We start from the raw sequence: 18,172 nt of genomic DNA, 5'->3' as shown, positions 1-18,172 counted from the left end.
TTATTTCAGTCCTGCCGAGCCACCGGGAAAAACGCCCCGCCACTCCATAGGCCCTGCCATATCGCCCCCTCATAATGTTCCAGCGACATACATTCGACGAGCCGATAGAAGACATTACGATGAATCAAGGCTTCGAGGCGATCTCTTACAAGCACGTATGGCGAAGGCTCTTGCGTACTAGGATCAATGACCACGCGCAGGGGATGATCAGCATTGGCTTCCACCGTATCGCCTACTTGGGTTGTAAAGCACAAAACCTGATTTTGCCTTTGACCTTGTACATCACAATCAATGGCCACAAAGGGAGCATCCTCAACCTGAATACCTACCTTCTCAACAGGCGTCACTAACACATAGCCTTGCTCATCCTTACGCAGGATGGTTGAAAACAGCCGGACCATGGCAGGTCGATTTATAGCAGAGCCTTGGTAAAACCAAGTGCCATCGCGCGCGATACGCATGTCGATATCGCCGCAAAAGGGGGGATTCCATGAATGAACCGGCGGCAATGCCTTACCCTCCCCGCTCGGTAACTGGGCGATCAGGTCATCAACCTTATGCGACTCACTCATGAACACTCCTTATCGCGTCAAACCCAACAGATGCTGAGCATACTCCGCAAGCGGAGGCGCTAGCAGGTCTTCGGGTTTCTCATTGTAAAATGTCAGGAAACCGCCCCGGCTGCGAATACGGGCCGTATCGACCAGATAATAAGTTGCCGTTTCGATCAGCATGACCTGAACCACACTGCGGTCCCGACCTACTCGATCCAACGCTTCCTGATCTTCCCACTCCTGCCAGTTGCCAATGGCATCATCAGCGGCTGCAAAGCGGGTATACAGCAGATAGTGAGCCCCCAGGTTACGTGCCTCGAGTATGGCTTCGTCCAATCCAATGGGCCCTTTGGCACGACGTACCCGTGGAAAATATTCCACGAAACCATTGAAGGCCTGTTCCGCTACGACATTGGGCCTGGCATATGGATGCCCTGGCGGCACGAACGCACCTTGTGCGATATAGATATAAGAGTCCGGCTGCAACCGGAAGTTGTTCAATCGCTGTGTATGGCTGTAGTCAAGAAACCCAGCATCCCGTAGGTGATAAGTAGTACCAGCAGCCATATCGCTGACATTCATACAACCGGACAACAATACAATCGCACAAATGGCGAGGAAACGACGCATCTCTTTCTCCTGAACCGGCGACGAAAAACCGGCGCTGACACGCGTCTAGCAGTTTCCAGGCCAATCTATATGCTAGCCCCCGATGATCTTCATCACCGTTACACCACCAGAGAACGCAACGTCCTGCTTATCGCCCAAGGCCTTGACCAGCAACCGCTGTAGCGCCGGAAGCGCTAGATGACGGGGCTTGTCCAGCAAATCACCAACAAAGTGGCGATTACTGGATGACAAGCAGCCATGCAGCCAACCTGTTGAAGACAAGCGTAGACGCGAACAGCTACGGCAGAAAGGTACGCTTTCATTCGCAATAACGCCGAAGTAGCCCCTACCCTCTACCTGATAACGCAAGGCAGTGGCGTCTACAGGCGCATCAGCCTGTACAAAAGGATGGACCGCACCGATGATCTCTAAAAGCTCTGCCAACCGTACGAACTGCTGCTGGAAGCCGTTGGGATCACGCGCGAGATGCCCCATCCTCATCAGCTCGATAAACCGCAACTCGAAGCCGCGCTCGAGACAGTATTCGAGCAGCGGCAATACCTGATCAAGATTCTGGCCACGCAATGGGACCATATTGACCTTGATTTTAAGTCCTGCCTGACGGGCTTCTTCAAGACCTGCAAGCACCGTCTTCAGATCGCCTCCCCGCGCGAGTACAGGGAAGGCTTCCGCATCGAGCGTATCCAGAGAGACGTTCAGACGGCGAACCCCGCTGTCGATGATGATGGGCAGCTTTTTAGCCAGCAGCTGGCCGTTAGTGGTAAGACTAATGTCTTTGAGCTTTAAGGCGGAAACCGCCTGCAAGAAAGGCTCGAACTTGGGAGTGACCAGTGGCTCACCACCAGTAATACGCAGACGCTCGATGCCTGCAGCCTCAATAAGGTATTCAACACCACGAGCCATGGCATCAGCCGATAACTCATCTTGAGCCGCTACGAGGCGTTTCCCATTGGGAACACAATATGTACATGCATAATTGCATGCAGCGGTTAAGCTGATCCGTAGGTTGCGAAAGGCTCGACCCTGACGGTCAACGATCATGCTTGAACTCCAACTGCTTAACAGAGAAAAAAGATATCTGGGTCGAGAACGATTTATTCAAGCTCAGACTGTCGGACTCACCGGGAAGCCGGTATTTCCGTGTCTCGCTTACGGCGGTTACCCATACGCACGCCGATGTCCATGAGAAACTGAAAAAATCCGTCCTGATCTTCAATGACATCTCGCCAGAAGGGAGAGTGGTACAAGGCTACCGCCCCGTGCACCAGCGCCCAGGCAGCGCAATAGTGAAAATAAGGAGGAACATCTTCCAGCTTCCCTTCAGCGATTCGTCCCTTGATCAGCTGAGTCAAACGATCGAAGTTTGACGCTCTGATCTTATGCAATTGTTCGACCAACTCAGGAACCTGATTAGCTTTAACCACCTTTTCTTCCAGCCGGTCAAAAAGCCTGTAGCGCTGAGGGTCGCGCATACGAAACTCAAAGTAGTCCCGGGACAGCGCTTCCCGATCACGTGCCACGTCTTCCGAGTGAAACAGCGAAGCCAGGTCTCGCTCGTAATCCAGCATCAGGCGAAGATAGATCTCGGCTTTGGATCGGAAATGTTTATAAATCGTTCCTTTTCCAATCCCGACCGCGTCAGCGATCATCTCTACAGTAACACTGTCCTCCCCTTCTTCCAGGAAAAGCTTGAGGGCTGTGTCTAGAATCTCCTGCTCACGGCGGCGAAATTCACGGACCTTTCGAGGTTCTTTCTGCATAGAAATAAGTTTCTTTTTAGAGTCTGAATGCGGAAGGTATCGGTAGGGGAAGCTATTACCATCGGCTGGCACAACGCGAGATGGACGATACGCATCTGACAGGCGATGTCACATTGATTACGGCATTATGCCTAAAAATACATATTTTTGTATGGATGAGCCTTTTATGAACACCTGGATGAACGAGTTTCCGCATCATGAAACCCTGCGCTACCTCAACCATGCCGCAGTAGCGCCTTGGCCAGCGCGTGCATCGCAGGCCGTAGCGGCGTTTGCACAGGAAAACGTTATCCAGGGAGCCAAGGATTACCCCGCCTGGCTTGAAATCGAGCAGCAATTGAGAGCGCTTCTGATGAAGCTGCTAAACGCGCCCAGCACGGCAGATATAGCCTTGGTCAAGAATACGTCAGAGGCTCTGTCATTTGTTGCGTTTGGTCTGGACTGGCGGGCCGGCGATCAAGTGGTCATCAGCAATGAAGAATTCCCATCGAACCGAATCGTTTGGGAGGCACTGTCCCGCTTTGGAGTCGAAGTCATTGAGGTCAGTCTAGCTGGGACAAATCCTGAACAGGCGCTGCTAGAGGCCTGTACGTCCCGGACACGCCTGCTGGCGATCAGCGCAGTGCAATATGCAAGCGGCCTACGCCTGGATTTAGTCAAATTAGGCCAGGGCTGTCGCCAGAAAGGCGTACTGTTGTGTGTTGATGCAATTCAACAGCTAGGCGCACTTCCTCTGGACGTACAAGCCTGCGAGTGCGCCTTTGCCATGGCAGACGGGCATAAATGGATGCTAGGCCCAGAGGGGCTTGGCGTTTTTTATTGTCGGAGTGATCTTAGAGAGCAGCTGACGCTAAATGAATATGGCTGGCATATGCTCGATAATGCTGGTGATTATAATAGTCGAGAATGGAAACCTGCACGCACCGCCCGCCGCTTCGAATGCGGTAGCCCCAACATGCTCGGCGCTGTCGCCTTGAAGGCCAGTCTCTCATTGCTCGATGAGGTAGGCATGGTGCAAGTTGCGCAGGAATTACATACCAGAATGCACATGTTGATTGAAGGACTGAAAGCACTTCCCGGCGCTCATGTCCACAGCGCGACAGATCCCAATCGCAGAGCTGGTATTCTAACGTTTACGCTGGATGGCAAAGACAATACGACTCTTTTTGAAGGCCTGAAGCGCGAGAACATTATCTGCGCTCAACGCGGTGCTGGCATCCGTCTTTCGCCACACTTTTACACACCGCAACAGGTACTGGATGAGACGCTGGACATCATCCGGAAGTTGTCGCGATAAGTGCTCAATGAAAGGTTGCCTATTCCAAATCTGTTTAAAAAATGATCAATCCCGACTGGATGTTCCCCATGACTGATCAATACTTCTACTTACCGGCAGCGCCACTCCCCCGAGGCGTTATCGGTGGGATACATCGCTATTGGTGCATCCCGTTAAACTCCTAATGGTCTTGGCCCGGTTAGCAAAAACCGGGTTTTTTTTGACTATTGGTTTTATACAGCTTTTGCCAGAGGAAAGAGCCGGTAGAAATTTTCTGTAGTTTGCTCGGCCAGTGCTTCCAGCTCGACACCACGAACCGAAGCTAAAAACTCAGCCACCTCACGAACATATTGAGGGAGGTTCGGTTTGCCACGATAAGGAATAGGCGCCAGATAAGGCGAATCGGTTTCCACAAGAAGCCGATTGGCTGGCACCTGACGAGCCACTTCACGCAATGCCTCGGCATTTCGGAACGTCACGATTCCTGAAAGAGAGATATAAAAACCCAGGTCTAGGGCAGCCTTGGCCATTTCCCAGTCCTCGGTAAAACAGTGCAATACTCCTGCAGCAGTCAGATCAGCCTCTCTGAGCAAGGCCAACGTGTCAGCTCTGGCTTCACGGGTATGCACAATGACAGGCTTACCGGTAATCCGCCCCGCCTCAAGATGCAACCGAAAGGACTGCTTCTGCAGCTCAGCGCTTTCAGGCTCGTAATGATAGTCCAGCCCGGTTTCTCCGATGGCGACCACACGAGGATGATCCAGCTCGCGCAACAGCCACTCCAGCGCAGGCTCCTTTTCAGCAGAAACATCCAATGGATGAATTCCAACAGAGCAATGCACGTCCGGGTAACGCTCGGCAACAGTCTTCACATCGGCAGCATTTTCGGCGCTTACACCAATGCATAGAAAGTGCCCTACGCCTCTCTCCCTTGCCGCCTCAAGCGCCGCGTCCAGCGATCCATTATGAGCCGTTAGATCAAGGCGATCTAGATGACAATGGGAGTCGATCAGTTTCATGGGTTTTCCTGGTAAAAACGTGCGCTTTCAGCAAGGCCATGCTTGCACAAAAGAAAGAATTACATGGTATGCGTAGGGCGGTCCGACTTGAGCGTACCCGCCAGATAGGTCTCGATCTTGTTTCGAGCCGTGTTATCGCCGTCATTGAATTGAACGCCAACCCCAGCAGCACGATTTCCCTGTGCGCCCCGGGGCGTTATCCAGACGACTTTTCCGGCAACAGGGATTTTTTCAGGCTCATCCATCAGGTTGAGCAGCATGAATACTTCATCCCCTAACTTGTATGACTTGTTTGTTGGAATAAACAGGCCACCATTACGGATGAAAGGCATATAGGCGGCATACAGTACTGATTTGTCCTTGATCGTAAGGGACAGAATTCCGTTTCGAGGACCCAGATTCGGAGGCAAACTCATACGACAGCACTCAACCATTATTAAGTGAATTCTAGCCCTGCTGCGGTAGGCTTGCCCACCGTATCAACAGCGCTTCAAGTAGCAGCACGCGATTCAGATTAGCCTTACCCATTACTTTCTGCCGCTGCTCGAGCAGCCAGTTCTGCAGATTTATGACCTGGGTAGAATCGGCCTTATCACCCAGATACTGGATTACTTTGCTCATATCGGCCAAACCGGTCACCGCTTGATCCCGAGTCATTTGATAGCGCAGGATCAACAATGCCCACTCACAGAACCAGTCCATCAATAGCAGTAACGGAATATTGTTCCAGCCTTCGGCTAATGGACTCGGCGCAATCTGCCGCTTCAAGAGCTTTTTCAAGCCATCTACAACATGTGATCGGTAAGCCTGAACGCCCATCGCATGCAAACGAGCAGCCGTCAAAGGCGAACCACCAGCCAGCGTCAGCACATCATTGAGATCTTCCGAGGAGAGATCAGGCAAGGCCTGCCTTAACCAAGCCAGGCTTTCTTCTGGACGAGGCACGGGGCAGGCCTGCTGCACACAACGACTTTTGATAGTAGGCAATAGTCGACTCGGCTGATGACTGATCAGCACCAAGACCGTGTCACCGGAAGGCTCTTCCAGGCTTTTCAATAAAGCATTTGAGGCATTGAGGTTCATCGCCTCGGCTGGTTCCAGTAGAATAACCTTGCGGCCGCCCAACTGTGCGGTTTGGGCAACGAAGTCGACCAGGCTCCTGATTTGATCAACGCGGATAGGCTTTTCCACCTCTTCCGGCTCTACAAGAAAATAGTCAGGATGCGTTCCAGCCCTTAACAAAAGACAAGCCTTACACTGGCCGCATGCCTCCCCTGCTGCTACGTTCTGGCAAAGCAAACGCCCTACAAGCCGCTCGGCCAGCGCCCGCTTGCCAATACCCGCTGGCCCATGAAATAGATAAGCATGGGCATGCCGTTCGCGATGAGTCAGCCGCTCCCATAGTTCCGATTGCCACGGGTACCGCTCAACCACGGGAGCGCTCCAACAACTCAGGCACAAGCTGATCAAGTTGGTGCTGTACATCGGCAAGCGACTGGGCTGCGTCAACCACCCGATATCGGTCGGTACTAGCCGCGGCACGGGAGAGATAAGTCTGCCTTACGGCCTCGAAAAAGCTGTGTTGTTCCCGCTCAAACCGGTCGAGGCGACCTCGTTTGGCTGCTCTTTCAAGACCTATTTCGATAGGTAAATCGAACACCAAGGTAAGATCAGGCTGCAGGCCTGACTGAACAAAGTGCTCCAGGGTGGCAATGCGTGCTTCCGAAAGCCCACGTCCCCCGCCCTGATACGCGTAGGTCGCATCAGTGAATCGATCACACAGGACAACCGCACCACGATCAAGCGCAGGCTTAATTACAGTGTTTAAATGCTGTGCACGTGCAGCAAACACAAGCAGCAGCTCAGTATCCGCATGCATGCCCTCATCGCAGGGGTCGAGCAGAAGTCCGCGGATGCGCTCGGCCAATGGCGTTCCGCCAGGCTCACGTGTCAGCACCACTTCAAGGCCATGCGATTGTAATTGCCTTGCCAGATAGTCACGGTTAGTGCTTTTACCTGCCCCTTCCGGCCCTTCCAGCGTAATAAACAACCCGCTCACTCAGACTCCTTGGTAATAGGTGCCGGACTCGAACGGTAATCGGCTCGGCGTTTAAGTTGATACTCACGAACAGCGCGGCTATGGGCATCGATATCATCGGAGAACACATGCGTTCCGTCTCCGCGCGCTACGAAGTAAAGACTTTTACCTGGTTCGGGGTGCAGCGCAGCATGAATCGCCTCCCGCCCTACCATGGAGATAGGCGTAGGCGGCAAACCAGGATTCACATAGGTATTGTAAGGCGTAGGTTGGCGCAGGTGCTCTCGGGTCAACTTGCCCTTGTAGTTGTCACCCAGCCCGTAGATGACCGTAGGATCTGTCTGCAAGAGCATATTCAACGCTAGACGGCGAACAAAAACGCCTGCTATTTGAGGCCGCTCTTGCGGAACCCCTGTTTCCTTCTCCACTAAAGAGGCCATGATCAGAGCCTGATATGGCTCTTGATAGGGCACATCCGGGGCGCGCGCCTCCCACTCCTCGGCAAGAACCTGCTCCAAACGTTGACTGGCCTGCTTCAGAATTTCGACGTCGCGCATTCCCTTTACATAACGATAGGTGTCGGGAAAGAAACGTCCCTCGGGATGCATACCAGGCTTGCCTAAACGTACCATGGCGTCTTCGTCACTCAGTCCAGCCAATGTTTGCTCCAGCTTTTCCTGACGAGCCAAGGCATCCCGAACCTGATGGAAGTTCCAGCCTTCAACGAGCGTAACGTTGTATTGGACCACCTCGCCTTTTTGCCAGAGGGCAAGTAATTCACGAACACTCATCCCTGGCGTTACTCGGTACTCACCGCTGTGCAGAGCCTGTCCGGAAAGATTGAAACGCCAATACAAACGCAACCAGAAGGATCCGCTCAGTAACTTCTCCTCCTCAAGATGCCGGAGCATACCGCCCGGCGTAGCGCCCTTGGGTATTTCGACAAGCTGTTCCTGGCCAACCGCCACAGGCTGCTCGAGTGCCTTGTGTTGCAACCAGCCCATTCCAGCTAGCGCTAGCCCCATCAAGAGCAAGCCGCCCTCGAGCAGAACCAATAATTTTCGCATTACGAATCCAGAGCCTTCGAGGCAATCTGTTGAAGTTGACGTGTCAACGGGCCTATTGGCCATTCATGCTCAGCATACGTACATACTGGCCAAACACCATACTGACTGTTGCACATAAATACCTCATCAGCGGCCATGAACTCACTCAACGTCACCGGCCTGATTTCGGTCATGACGCCAAGCCCATCCGCGCAACGAAGAAGATAGGAGCGCATCACACCAGCAACACCACACTTATCAAGCACGGGCGTTATCAATGTGTTCCTGGACACGATAAAAAGGTTACTGAAAACGCCTTCTACAACATGCCCAAATGCATCACACATGAGGCCTTCAGCATAGTTTGCTCCCTGCCACTCTCCCCGCGCCAATACCTGCTCAAGACGGTTCAGGTGCTTGAGTCCAGCCAATAGCGGTTGGCAAGCCAGACGTGTCTGGCAGGGAAACAGACGGATCCCCTGCTCAGCATTCTCAGATGGATAGCGAGGCATAGGAGAGGCCAGCAGAAGCCGTTGCGGAAGTGGATTCGACGGAGCCGCATAACCCCGTTCACCGAGGCCGGCCGTAATGATCAGCTTGGCTACACCGTTGCGTAACAACGCAGCATACTCAAGAATTTCAAGCCTGACTGCATCAAGCTCCAAGGGAATTGCCAGACGACGACATCCATCAAGCAGCCGCATCAGGTGATCATCAAGGAATCGTGGGTGGCCGTTATGGACGCCTATCGTTTCGAAAAGCCCATGGCCATATGCCAAACCACGATCCCGGAAGGAAAGGCCAGCCTCATCCGGCTGACCATTAACCCAGTCTTTCATCACTCAGAAAAGCGACGGAAGATCAAACTACCATTAGTACCACCGAAGCCGAAGGAGTTGGACAGGCTGATCTCGATAGGCATTGCCTTTGGCTTATGCGGCACAAAGTCCAGATCACAGCCATCATCCGGATCATCCAGGTTGATGGTAGGTGGCGCCAGTTGGTCACGAATGGCCAGGATGCTGAAAATGGCTTCAACAGCCCCGGCAGCCCCTAACAGATGCCCAGTCATTGATTTGGTAGAGCTCACCGACAATTTGTAGGCATGCTCACCAAAGATCCGCTTGACCGCAGAAGCCTCTGCCATATCACCAGCAGGCGTGGACGTACCGTGCGCATTGATGTAATCGACCTGGGATGGATCGATTCGCGCATCTTTCAGTGCATTGCTCATGCACTGTGCTGCGCCAGCGCCATCTTCAGGGGGGGCCGTCATATGAAACGCATCAGCGCTCATGCCAAACCCAATAAGCTCAGCATAAATATGGGCGCCACGCGCTTGAGCATGCTCTAGCTCTTCCAGAATCAATGCACCCGCGCCATCAGACAGCACAAAGCCGTCTCGCTGACGATCCCAAGGTCTGCTGGCCTTAGTAGGCTCTTCATTTCGGGTAGAAAGTGCCCGTGCAGCACCAAAACCACCCAACCCTAGCCCGCAGGTAGCCATTTCGGCACCGCCAGCCACCATGACATCAGCATCACCATAGGCAATGTTACGTGCAGCCATACCTACACAATGCGTGGAGGTTGTACATGCTGTAGCGATTGCATAATTAGGCCCCTTCAATCCCAAGTGGATGGAAAGGAAGCCGGAGACCATGTTAATGATCGAGCCAGGGACAAAAAATGGCGAAATACGGCGGGGACCTTGATCAAACAAGGCCTTGCAGTTGTTCTCGATATTGGAGAGACCACCAATACCAGACCCCATGGCGACACCAATTCGATCCCGATTGGCATCTGTCACTTCAAGTCCGGAATCACGCATAGCCTGGAAGCTAGCCGCCAGGCCATATTGAATAAAGAGGTCGAGTTTCCGAGCTTCTTTCGCAGAGAGATAATCTTCTACGTTGAATCCTTTGACTGATCCCCCAAAGCGGGTAGCAAAGGCAGAAACGTCCATGTGTTCAATCGGGGCAATACCGCTGCGACCAGCAAGAATGCCTTCCCAGCTGCTTTGCACGTCCCCGCCCAGCGGCGATACCATGCCCATGCCCGTGATCACGACGCGTCTACGTGACACAACGATTTCCTCATAGCTCGTTTGTTCGATCATCTAAAGTTATTACATTGATGACCGTTATATAGAAAAGCCGCACGCCTGGACAGGCGTGCGGCTTTCGTGTTCTACAGAAGAACCGACTTATTGCTGGTGAGCAACGATGTAGTCGATAGCTTCCTGAACAGTGGTGATCTTTTCGGCTTGTTCGTCCGGGATTTCAGTTTCGAATTCCTCTTCCAGAGCCATCACCAGCTCAACGGTGTCAAGGGAGTCGGCGCCCAGATCCTCGACGAAGGAAGCGCTGTTGGTTACTTCCTCTTCTTTCACGCCGAGTTGTTCAGCGACGATCTTCTTAACGCGTTCTTCGATGGTGCTCATACCGTGTTTTCACTCCTATGGAATAATCCGTGCAGCCGGACTGCGCGTAAGTGTATAGAAAGGGTTTTCAATATTTCAAGCTGACGCGACATCCTGACCTCTGAACTGACTTTTTGCTAGTCTTGAAAATTCACAAAAAGTCGTTCAACCCGTCAAAAATCGCTTAACTCATATACATTCCGCCGTTAACTGGAACAGTAGCACCTGTAACGTACGCAGCACTGTCCGTTGCTAAAAAGGCGACAACTTTTGCAATTTCTTCAGCTTGCCCTAATCGACCCAGTGGAATTTGAGTCAAAAGCGCTTCACGCTGAGCATCTGGCAGCTCACGCGTCATATCAGTATCAATAAACCCTGGAGCCACGGCATTTACCGTGATAGCTCTGGAACCTACTTCACGAGCCAACGCCCGAGTAAACCCCTCAAGACCGGCCTTGGCGGCAGCATAATTGGCTTGGCCAACATTACCCATAGCCCCGACAACAGAGCCTATGCTGATGATGCGCCCCCAACGAGCTTTGGTCATCCCACGCAATACGGCTTTCGACAAACGGAACAGGCTGTTCAGGTTGGTATCGATTACATCGAACCACTCGTCGTCTTTCATGCGCAGCATCAGATTATCTCGCGTGATGCCCGCATTATTGACCAGAATAGCAGGCGCACCATATTGCTGCTGAATCTGTTCCAACGCCGCCGTCACCGAAGCGTTGTCTGCAACGTTCAGCACCAGTCCGGTGCCCTCTATACCATTGGCCTTCAGGCTTTCGCTGATACGGAAGGCACCGCTTTCGCTGGTAGCCGTACCGATCACGGTAGCCCCGAGGCGTCCGAGCTCAAGAGCAATGGCCTGTCCGATGCCACGTGTTGCACCGGTTACCAATGCGACTTTACCTTGGAGGCTCATGTTTTCTCCTTAAATCAAGCCAATGCTGCTTGGGTAGCAGCAAAAGCATCAGGCGCGTCAAGACTATAGGTCTCTATACCTTTGACACACCGCTTGTTCAAACCTGCCAGGACTTTTCCGGGCCCGCACTCTACCAGTTGAGTAACCCCTTTGTCCGCAAGCAGTTGAACGGACTCAACCCAGCGCACCGGACTGTACAATTGCGCCAGCAGGTTCTGCTTCAGCGCTGTAAGATCTGCACTGACTCCGGCGTTTACATTCTGAACGACCGGAATGGAGGGCTGCTGCCATTGGATCGCGTTAACAGCCTCGGCAAAGCGCTCCGCTGCCGGACGCATCAACTCACAATGGGAGGGCACACTTACCGGAAGCGGAACCGCACGTTTTGCGCCACGCGCCTTGCATAGCTCGACAGCTCGCATCACTGCAGCTGCGTTACCTGCAATGACCACCTGTCCAGGCGCATTATAATTCACTGCGCTCACAACATCACCCTGGGCCGCTTCAGCACAGGCGTTAACGATATCTGCATCTTCTAGCCCCAGGATAGCGGCCATTGCGCCCTCGCCCGCTGGCACAGCCTCCTGCATCAGCTGTCCACGGCGCTCAACGAGCCTTACAGCGTCAGTAAAGGCCAGAGCACTTGCAGCAACCAGAGCGGAATATTCGCCAAGACTATGACCTGCCACATAAGAAGGACGTACGCCTCCCCTTGCCTCCCACAGTCGCCACAAGGCAATGGACGCCGTCAGAATAGCGGGCTGAGTCTTGTCCGTTTGATTCAGCTGCTCTTCCGGACCTTGCTGAACCAGTGACCAGATATCGTAGCCAAGCGCATCAGAAGCCTCAGCAAACGTATCGCGTATCTGCGAATGTTGAGCTCCAATATCGGCCAGCATACCCAAGGACTGTGAGCCTTGGCCTGGAAATACGAAAGCGAAAGAAGCAGACATAGTCGATCTCTTTTTAGTCTCATCAAAAGCCACAGCCTAACAGCATGCCGCAGCAGGTTCTTGGTTTGATGTCAGGCAACCGAGGTCAGTCACACTTAGGCACTGAATCCTCATAAAGGTCCAGAAAATTCGCTTTTATCAAGGTATCCAGGCGAAGTTCTACTGCCTGCACCGCTTGCTCTATCGCACGCTGAAAGCCGAACTCATCAGCACTGCCATGACTTTTAATAACCAGTCCACGCAATCCGAGAAAACCGGCACCGTTATAGCGGGCAGGCATCATCTCTTTTCGCAGACGATATAACAGGGGAGCAGCCAGGAGCCTTAGAAAAACAGGCGCCCCTTCCAACTGCTTGAAAAGCATGGAAATAAGCCCCTCGCTTCCTTTAAGCAGGACATTGCCAACAAATCCGTCACATACCACCACATCCGCTTCAGACCGGAACACTGCGTTCGCCTCGATGAAGCCGACATAGTTAAGGCGCCTGCACTTCTCCAGCAGGATTGATGCTTGCTGGACGACACTATTACCTTTGGTCGGCTCAACACCTACATTCAAAAGAGCGACTCGAGGTTCATGTATCCCTGCTGCTTTAGCAGCAGCGGCCCCCAGGCATGCAAACTGGTAAAGATTGAGAGCGGAACAGTCGAGATTAGCGCCAAGATCCACCAACACACATTGACGACCCATCACAGGCAGATGGGTATAGATGGCCGGCCTCTCTATCCAAGGAAGCGTATCCAGCGTCTGTCGAGCAAAGGCCATCAGGGCGCCAGTATTACCTGCACTAACGCATGCGTCAGCCTCGCCACTGGCAACCAGCCCCAGCGCAACCTTCATGGAAGAGTCAGGCTTGTTACGAAGGGCATAAGAAGGCTTTTCCGCCATATCAACGGCCTGAGTGGCTACATGGATACGCAGACGAGAATCATCAAATGAGAACTGACCGACATAGCCTTGGATGACATCAGGATCACCAACAAGGATCAACGTAACGGCAGGATGACTAGCGAGGAAGGAAATACAGGCAGGCACAATGCAGCGGGGACCGAAGTCCCCGCCCATTGCATCGATAGCGATGACAGGTGACGACAAGGATTACTCGTCGGAACCCTTGTCGATCACTTTACGACCACGGTAAAAACCGTCCGGAGACACATGGTGACGCAGGTGAACTTCACCAGTGCTCTTTTCTACAGACAATGCATTCGGCTCGAGCGCATCGTGGGAGCGACGCATATCACGGGCGGAACGGGATTTTTTGTTCTGCTGAACAGCCATAACTCATTAACTCCTAAACGTTTGGGTCACGCTTCAACTGCGCCAGTACGCTGAACGGGTTGGCTCGCTTTTCCTCGTCCGCGCTTTCTTCGGGCGCTTCAGGCGCTTCGAATCCTGCTGGATGATGACAGATGCCGGGCTCATGAGTTGGAATGATTGGCAAGGCAAGCAAAAGCTCATCCTCAATCAAACCAATCAGATCCAAAGGCTCTTCACCGACTTCCAGTGCGTCATAACCTTTTGGCAACGCATCCGCCGACTGCCCTTCCCATAGCACTGCGTAATCGTACTCGCCGTGTACAGGAAACGCGCCCGGCTCCAGGCATCGCTGACATACCATTTGCACTTCAGTATCCAGTGCGCCATGAATGACGACAAGCCTTTGCTCATCACGGAAGAACTCGAGGACGGCCTTCACCGTTCCCTCAGTGCTCGACAGCTGCTCGCAAAGACGTGGCAAACTAGATACCGGCAGTTCACCCCGAAGCGTGACACCGCGATCAGCCAGTTTGCGTGGATCTACGTGAGGTGGAAGTGGCCCATTCAACATAAGCGCGCCATTATAGAGACGACCTCAGGCCTGTCAAAGGAAATTAGGCAAAGGATAGTATCCTTTGCTGACTTTTGGTCGGTTAGACCGACGATTCTGCGTTCACAGAGACTCATTATAATGCTTCCGTTACTGCTCGCTTCAAGCTCACCCTATCGACGCGAACTGCTGGCTCGCCTGAAACTAAACTTTACATACGCTTCACCTAATATAGACGAAAGCTCTCATCCAGGCGAAAGCGCTCGTCATTTGGCTATGCGACTGGCTGAAGCCAAGGCCCGCGCGCTGGCGCCTAATTACCCCAACCATCTTATTATTGGCTCCGATCAAACCGCCTCGCTTGACGGCCAGATACTTGGCAAGTCTCTGACATACGAGCGCGCCCATAAGCAACTGTCGAATGCCAGCGGAAAAAGCGTGACGTTCATGACCGGGCTCGCGCTGCTCAATACTCAAACCGGAACCTGCCAGCTGGATTGCGTACCGTTTACCGTTCATTTCCGTACGCTGGAAAGCGATCAAATCGAGCGTTACCTCAATATTGAACAACCCTATGACTGCGCTGGAAGCTTTAAAGTCGAGGGACTGGGAATTACCCTTTTTCGCTCTACCGAAGGAGAGGACGTGACCAGCTTGATCGGCCTGCCGCTTATTCGGCTGACCGATCTCCTACTCAATGAGGGCGTGGTAGTACCCTAGCATCAGCCTCTCAACTTATCGCAACACAGGTCCCTGCCACCCCACCAGCAATGCCAGGCGCTCCGCCACACTGGTCCCCAGGCGCTTGGCAAAGCGGTCGAATGGGCTTTCCTGAACGGTGTAATCCACAATCTTTTCTTCACCAACCACCTCCCGAGCCACAAAGCTGGCACTGCCCAGGCCATCGATTAGCCCCAGCCCAAGCGCTTGCTCTCCAGACCATACGAGCCCGGAAAACAACTCAGGATGACCCTCGACCTTCAAGCGATCACCACGCCCCTTTTTCACGCTATCGATAAACTGCTGATGTGTAGTATCGAGCACCTGTTGCCAGAAGCGGGTCTCCTCTTCTTTAGCAGGCTGGAAGGGGTCCAAAAAGGCCTTGTGCTCACCGGATGTGTAAACGCGACGCTCAACGCCTAGCTTATCCATGGTTCCGACAAAGCCAAAGGATGCTGCCGTTACGCCGATTGAGCCCACAAGACTGGCCTTGTCAGCATAGATGGCATCGGCAGCACTGGCGATGTAATAGGCGCCCGAAGCTCCCAGATCAGAAATCACGGCATAAAGCTTGATGTCAGGATGCAATCCACGCAGACGCTTGATCTCGTCATAGACATAACCTGACTGCACAGGACTGCCTCCTGGGCTATTGATACGAAGGATAACGGCTTTGGTACCTTCGTCTTTAAAGGCATCGCGCAGTGCTCCAACAATATTGTCGGCACTCGCCTTCTCATCAGCCGCAATGGTTCCCTTCACCTCAATAAGCGCCGTATGGGAACCCTCACGCGAGGCTTCTCCCTTGAGCCCGGAAAAAGGAACAAAGAGCGCCAGCATGATAAAAAGATAAGTAAACGTTAGGAATTTAAAAAAGATTCCCCAACGACGTGCCCTTCTTTGCTCATGCACGCTGGCCAGCATCGCCTTTTCGATGAGCTTCCAGCTTTTTTCATCCGCCGGGCGATCCGACGCTTTCCAATCATCTGCCATTGGTAGTCCTGCTTGGTTCAATTAATCGTTACGCATCCAACCAGACACGCAACTCCTCAAAACGATCAACCACAAGCGTTGGCTCGTAATTACGCAGCACCTCAACTGGCTGAGCACCGTAACTGACTGCAACCGAGGCCATTTGCGCTCTGCGAGCCATTTCAAGGTCGAATGGTGCATCCCCGATCATCAGCGCCTTTGACGGATGCACCTGACAATGCGCCAAGATCTCGTTAAGCATTAACGGATCCGGCTTGCTGGCCGTTTCATCAGCGCAACGCGTTACGTCAAAGAAGCCAGCCAGCCCCTTGGCTGCAAGCACCCTATCCAGCCCTCTTCGGCTTTTACCGGTAGCAACAGCCAAACGATAGCCTTTGCGCCGAAACGCTGCCAAGCCTTCAGCCACACCCTCGAAAAACGGAGAAGGCTCTTGCTCACGCATAACGAAATGATCGCTATAACACTGACGAAAACGCTCCACAGCTCCTGGCGTCATCTCCGGGTAAAGCGTCTGGATGGCCTCTGGCAAGCCCAGCCCGATAATGGACTTAATCGATCGATCGCTTCGAACGGGGAGCCGAAGGTCGGCGGCAGCTGCCTGCATAACGTCCACGATGCGACCAACCGAGTCAGAGAGCGTCCCGTCCCAGTCAAATACCAGCAAGTCGTAACTAGGCATCCAGTCGACTCAATGTAGCCGCCCAGGTCTCATCAACAGGAGCAGTCAGTTGCAATGTTTCCCCATCGGGGAGCGGTACATTAAGACTGGCAGCATGAAGAAACAGCCGTTTACCGCCCAAATCCCGAATCTCCCTGGAAAACGCCTCATCACCGTACTTAGGATCCCCTGCAATGGAATGACCTGCGTGCTTGGCATGAACACGAATCTGGTGAGTACGTCCTGTGACCGGCTTTGCCTCTACTAGAGTAGCGAAATCACCGTAGCGTCTGAGCACTCGAAATTCCGTGAGAGCGTCCTTACCCTCTACATTGACTTCAACCATCCGCTCACCGGAACGCAAGTTATTTTTCATCAAAGGCGCTCGAATCTGTTTTTTTGCTGCAGGCCAGTGACCACGAACCAGCGCATGGTAGCGTTTGTCGACTCCATCTCCACGTAAGGCCTCATGCAAATGACGCAGCATGCTGCGCCTCTTGGCAATCATGAGCAGACCCGAGGTATCCCGATCCAGGCGATGAACCAGCTCAAGGTCTTTGGCATCTGGACGAATCTGACGAAAGACCTCTATAACGCCTAGGCTGACACCACTCCCTCCGTGAACGGCAATACCTGCAGGCTTATTGATAACGATCAGTGTCTTGTCTTCATAGACAATCGCAGCCTCCATCAACTCGGCAAGCGCCTGGGAGACAGGTGCAGGTTCATCTTTTTCAGGCAAACGCATAGGAGGGACACGAATGATATCGCCGGCTTGCAGCCGATAATCCGGCTTTATACGCCCCTTATTAACACGTACTTCACCCTTGCGAAGTATTCTATAAATGAAGGTTTTCGGCGCACCTTTGAGCAAAGTACGCAGATAGTTATCGATACGCTGGCCAGCCAGCTCTGAAGAAACTTCGAAGAGCTGTACGCCATTGTTGGAAGAAGTAGGATTAGTCATTGCTACATAATAGCAATTTCCACTTAATTGAAGCACTTAATGGTTGCTGTTATAGTCCCGGAAGCCAATAACCCTGGCATGACACAGCGCTTGTAAATAAGCTCCCTGTCATAAACATGTTCAGTGGACGTCAGGCCGTCCTTCGAGTGGTTCGTATGGCTATAAGCAGTACACGTGCCACTTAAAACAAAAGCCTTATAAAACACCGTGCCCACTGTTGAAGGTGAGTACAAAAAACAACCGCTCCGGATTCTGCGAGCGGCACCAGGATTCCTGAAGGATACGTGAAGGGTGGAGATGTACCGCTGTTGAACTGTGTAGCCGGTAATGCCTGGCTTAGACGCTTATTCGTCCGCTTTTGACAGCTTATTCCTCCTCCTGACTGTTTGACGTTGCTGCT

22 protein-coding genes are annotated in these 18,172 nt (G+C 52.8%); 2 read left to right on the top strand and 20 right to left on the bottom strand.

Features of this window, described 5'->3' with window-relative positions:
• Positions 1-5: 5 nt before the first annotated feature.
• The 4 genes from PLU01S_RS15045 to PLU01S_RS15030 all read right to left on the bottom strand — a co-directional run bounded on the left by PLU01S_RS15045 (position 6) and on the right by PLU01S_RS15030 (position 2,944).
• A complete protein-coding gene (locus PLU01S_RS15045; protein ID WP_074827446.1) occupies positions 6-572 on the bottom strand; it encodes a DUF1285 domain-containing protein in 567 nt (188 codons plus the stop codon).
• A gap of 9 nt (positions 573-581) precedes the next feature.
• Complete coding sequence (locus tag PLU01S_RS15040) at positions 582-1,184, bottom strand: DUF4823 domain-containing protein (RefSeq protein ID WP_074827447.1); 603 nt, start codon at positions 1,182-1,184, stop codon at positions 582-584.
• Between the two features lie 72 nt (positions 1,185-1,256).
• Positions 1,257-2,225, bottom strand: a complete 969-nt coding sequence (locus PLU01S_RS15035; protein WP_074827448.1) for a GTP 3',8-cyclase MoaA — start codon at positions 2,223-2,225, stop codon at positions 1,257-1,259.
• A 77-nt stretch (positions 2,226-2,302) separates the two neighbouring features.
• Positions 2,303-2,944: a TetR/AcrR family transcriptional regulator gene (locus tag PLU01S_RS15030; RefSeq protein WP_010797741.1), complete on the bottom strand. Its 642-nt coding sequence runs from the start codon at positions 2,942-2,944 to the stop codon at positions 2,303-2,305.
• Positions 2,945-3,110: 166 nt separating this feature from the next.
• Between PLU01S_RS15030 and PLU01S_RS15025 the strand changes: the two genes are divergently transcribed.
• On the top strand, positions 3,111-4,241 hold the full coding sequence (locus PLU01S_RS15025) for an aminotransferase class V-fold PLP-dependent enzyme (RefSeq protein WP_074827451.1): 1,131 nt from the start codon (positions 3,111-3,113) through the stop codon (positions 4,239-4,241).
• 212 nt (positions 4,242-4,453) lie between these two features.
• On the opposite strand, the gene PLU01S_RS15020 is transcribed toward PLU01S_RS15025, so the two are convergent.
• The 13 genes from PLU01S_RS15020 to PLU01S_RS14960 form a co-directional block, all read right to left on the bottom strand.
• On the bottom strand, positions 4,454-5,239 hold the full coding sequence (locus PLU01S_RS15020) for a TatD family hydrolase (RefSeq protein ID WP_074827453.1): 786 nt from the start codon (positions 5,237-5,239) through the stop codon (positions 4,454-4,456).
• Between the two features lie 59 nt (positions 5,240-5,298).
• Entirely contained in the window at positions 5,299-5,655 is a 357-nt protein-coding gene (locus PLU01S_RS15015; RefSeq protein WP_010797738.1) for a PilZ domain-containing protein, read from the bottom strand.
• Positions 5,656-5,686: 31 nt separating this feature from the next.
• Complete coding sequence (locus tag PLU01S_RS15010) at positions 5,687-6,673, bottom strand: DNA polymerase III subunit delta' (RefSeq protein WP_074827455.1); 987 nt, start codon at positions 6,671-6,673, stop codon at positions 5,687-5,689.
• Positions 6,666-7,298, bottom strand: a complete 633-nt coding sequence (tmk, locus tag PLU01S_RS15005) for a dTMP kinase (protein WP_074827456.1) — start codon at positions 7,296-7,298, stop codon at positions 6,666-6,668. The genes PLU01S_RS15010 and tmk overlap by 8 nt, the downstream gene beginning before the upstream one ends.
• A complete protein-coding gene (gene mltG / locus PLU01S_RS15000; RefSeq protein WP_074827457.1) occupies positions 7,295-8,344 on the bottom strand; it encodes an endolytic transglycosylase MltG in 1,050 nt (349 codons plus the stop codon). Before mltG ends, tmk begins: the two co-directional genes overlap by 4 nt.
• Positions 8,344-9,162 (bottom strand): aminodeoxychorismate lyase, encoded by an 819-nt coding sequence (gene pabC, locus PLU01S_RS14995; RefSeq protein WP_074827459.1) that lies wholly within the window; start codon positions 9,160-9,162, stop codon positions 8,344-8,346. The genes mltG and pabC overlap by 1 nt, the downstream gene beginning before the upstream one ends.
• Positions 9,162-10,406: a beta-ketoacyl-ACP synthase II gene (fabF, locus tag PLU01S_RS14990; RefSeq protein WP_074827562.1), complete on the bottom strand. Its 1,245-nt coding sequence runs from the start codon at positions 10,404-10,406 to the stop codon at positions 9,162-9,164. The genes pabC and fabF overlap by 1 nt, the downstream gene beginning before the upstream one ends.
• Before the next feature lie 120 nt (positions 10,407-10,526).
• On the bottom strand, positions 10,527-10,763 hold the full coding sequence (acpP, locus tag PLU01S_RS14985; RefSeq protein ID WP_007160597.1) for an acyl carrier protein: 237 nt from the start codon (positions 10,761-10,763) through the stop codon (positions 10,527-10,529).
• Between the two features lie 163 nt (positions 10,764-10,926).
• Positions 10,927-11,670 (bottom strand): 3-oxoacyl-ACP reductase FabG, encoded by a 744-nt coding sequence (gene fabG / locus PLU01S_RS14980; protein WP_074827461.1) that lies wholly within the window; start codon positions 11,668-11,670, stop codon positions 10,927-10,929.
• Positions 11,671-11,684: 14 nt separating this feature from the next.
• Positions 11,685-12,623 carry an ACP S-malonyltransferase gene (gene fabD / locus PLU01S_RS14975; RefSeq protein WP_074827463.1) on the bottom strand — a complete coding sequence of 313 codons (939 nt, stop codon included), beginning with the start codon at positions 12,621-12,623 and terminating at the stop codon, positions 11,685-11,687.
• Positions 12,624-12,708: 85 nt separating this feature from the next.
• Complete coding sequence (gene plsX / locus PLU01S_RS14970) at positions 12,709-13,719, bottom strand: phosphate acyltransferase PlsX (RefSeq protein ID WP_074827465.1); 1,011 nt, start codon at positions 13,717-13,719, stop codon at positions 12,709-12,711.
• Between the two features lie 3 nt (positions 13,720-13,722).
• On the bottom strand, positions 13,723-13,905 hold the full coding sequence (rpmF, locus tag PLU01S_RS14965; RefSeq protein WP_010797729.1) for a 50S ribosomal protein L32: 183 nt from the start codon (positions 13,903-13,905) through the stop codon (positions 13,723-13,725).
• A 13-nt stretch (positions 13,906-13,918) separates the two neighbouring features.
• On the bottom strand, positions 13,919-14,455 hold the full coding sequence (locus PLU01S_RS14960; protein WP_010797728.1) for a YceD family protein: 537 nt from the start codon (positions 14,453-14,455) through the stop codon (positions 13,919-13,921).
• A gap of 120 nt (positions 14,456-14,575) precedes the next feature.
• Here PLU01S_RS14960 and PLU01S_RS14955 point away from each other — a divergent pair, with 120 nt between their 5' ends.
• A complete protein-coding gene (locus PLU01S_RS14955) occupies positions 14,576-15,154 on the top strand; it encodes a Maf family protein (protein ID WP_010797727.1) in 579 nt (192 codons plus the stop codon).
• 15 nt (positions 15,155-15,169) lie between these two features.
• Here the strand turns inward: PLU01S_RS14955 and PLU01S_RS14950 are convergent, their stop codons facing one another.
• From PLU01S_RS14950 to rluC, 3 genes are read right to left on the bottom strand one after another with little or no spacing between them, the layout of a single operon-like run.
• The gene (locus PLU01S_RS14950; protein WP_010797726.1) at positions 15,170-16,147 is read right to left on the bottom strand and encodes a S49 family peptidase; all 978 of its coding nucleotides are present in this window, start codon (positions 16,145-16,147) and stop codon (positions 15,170-15,172) included.
• 28 nt (positions 16,148-16,175) lie between these two features.
• Complete coding sequence (locus tag PLU01S_RS14945) at positions 16,176-16,826, bottom strand: HAD-IA family hydrolase (RefSeq protein WP_074827466.1); 651 nt, start codon at positions 16,824-16,826, stop codon at positions 16,176-16,178.
• Positions 16,819-17,772 (bottom strand): 23S rRNA pseudouridine(955/2504/2580) synthase RluC, encoded by a 954-nt coding sequence (gene rluC, locus PLU01S_RS14940; RefSeq protein WP_010797724.1) that lies wholly within the window; start codon positions 17,770-17,772, stop codon positions 16,819-16,821. The genes PLU01S_RS14945 and rluC overlap by 8 nt, the downstream gene beginning before the upstream one ends.
• Positions 17,773-18,172: the final 400 nt, after the last annotated feature.

Source organism: Pseudomonas luteola NBRC 103146, from assembly GCF_002091675.1.
In the GTDB taxonomy this organism is placed as follows: Bacteria; Pseudomonadota; Gammaproteobacteria; order Pseudomonadales; family Pseudomonadaceae; genus Chryseomonas; species Chryseomonas luteola.
This window is presented reverse-complemented; position numbering and strand designations above follow the sequence as displayed.

What these genes read in the sequence shown, in the direction of transcription:
- PLU01S_RS15020 (WP_074827453.1), bottom strand. Translation starts at nt 5,239, where the DNA reads ATGAAACTGATCGACTCCCATTGTCATCTAGATCGCCTTGATCTAACG.
- pabC (WP_074827459.1), bottom strand. Translation starts at nt 9,162, where the DNA reads ATGAAAGACTGGGTTAATGGTCAGCCGGATGAGGCTGGCCTTTCCTTC.
- PLU01S_RS14960 (WP_010797728.1), bottom strand. Translation starts at nt 14,455, where the DNA reads ATGTTGAATGGGCCACTTCCACCTCACGTAGATCCACGCAAACTGGCT.
- PLU01S_RS15045 (WP_074827446.1), bottom strand. Translation starts at nt 572, where the DNA reads ATGAGTGAGTCGCATAAGGTTGATGACCTGATCGCCCAGTTACCGAGC.
- PLU01S_RS14945 (WP_074827466.1), bottom strand. Translation starts at nt 16,826, where the DNA reads ATGCCTAGTTACGACTTGCTGGTATTTGACTGGGACGGGACGCTCTCT.
- mltG (WP_074827457.1), bottom strand. Translation starts at nt 8,344, where the DNA reads ATGCGAAAATTATTGGTTCTGCTCGAGGGCGGCTTGCTCTTGATGGGG.
- fabD (WP_074827463.1), bottom strand. Translation starts at nt 12,623, where the DNA reads ATGTCTGCTTCTTTCGCTTTCGTATTTCCAGGCCAAGGCTCACAGTCC.
- PLU01S_RS15035 (WP_074827448.1), bottom strand. Translation starts at nt 2,225, where the DNA reads ATGATCGTTGACCGTCAGGGTCGAGCCTTTCGCAACCTACGGATCAGC.
- PLU01S_RS14955 (WP_010797727.1), top strand. Translation starts at nt 14,576, where the DNA reads ATGCTTCCGTTACTGCTCGCTTCAAGCTCACCCTATCGACGCGAACTG.
- acpP (WP_007160597.1), bottom strand. Translation starts at nt 10,763, where the DNA reads ATGAGCACCATCGAAGAACGCGTTAAGAAGATCGTCGCTGAACAACTC.
- rpmF (WP_010797729.1), bottom strand. Translation starts at nt 13,905, where the DNA reads ATGGCTGTTCAGCAGAACAAAAAATCCCGTTCCGCCCGTGATATGCGT.
- PLU01S_RS15015 (WP_010797738.1), bottom strand. Translation starts at nt 5,655, where the DNA reads ATGAGTTTGCCTCCGAATCTGGGTCCTCGAAACGGAATTCTGTCCCTT.
- rluC (WP_010797724.1), bottom strand. Translation starts at nt 17,772, where the DNA reads ATGACTAATCCTACTTCTTCCAACAATGGCGTACAGCTCTTCGAAGTT.
- PLU01S_RS14950 (WP_010797726.1), bottom strand. Translation starts at nt 16,147, where the DNA reads ATGGCAGATGATTGGAAAGCGTCGGATCGCCCGGCGGATGAAAAAAGC.
- PLU01S_RS15040 (WP_074827447.1), bottom strand. Translation starts at nt 1,184, where the DNA reads ATGCGTCGTTTCCTCGCCATTTGTGCGATTGTATTGTTGTCCGGTTGT.
- PLU01S_RS15030 (WP_010797741.1), bottom strand. Translation starts at nt 2,944, where the DNA reads ATGCAGAAAGAACCTCGAAAGGTCCGTGAATTTCGCCGCCGTGAGCAG.
- fabG (WP_074827461.1), bottom strand. Translation starts at nt 11,670, where the DNA reads ATGAGCCTCCAAGGTAAAGTCGCATTGGTAACCGGTGCAACACGTGGC.
- PLU01S_RS15025 (WP_074827451.1), top strand. Translation starts at nt 3,111, where the DNA reads ATGAACACCTGGATGAACGAGTTTCCGCATCATGAAACCCTGCGCTAC.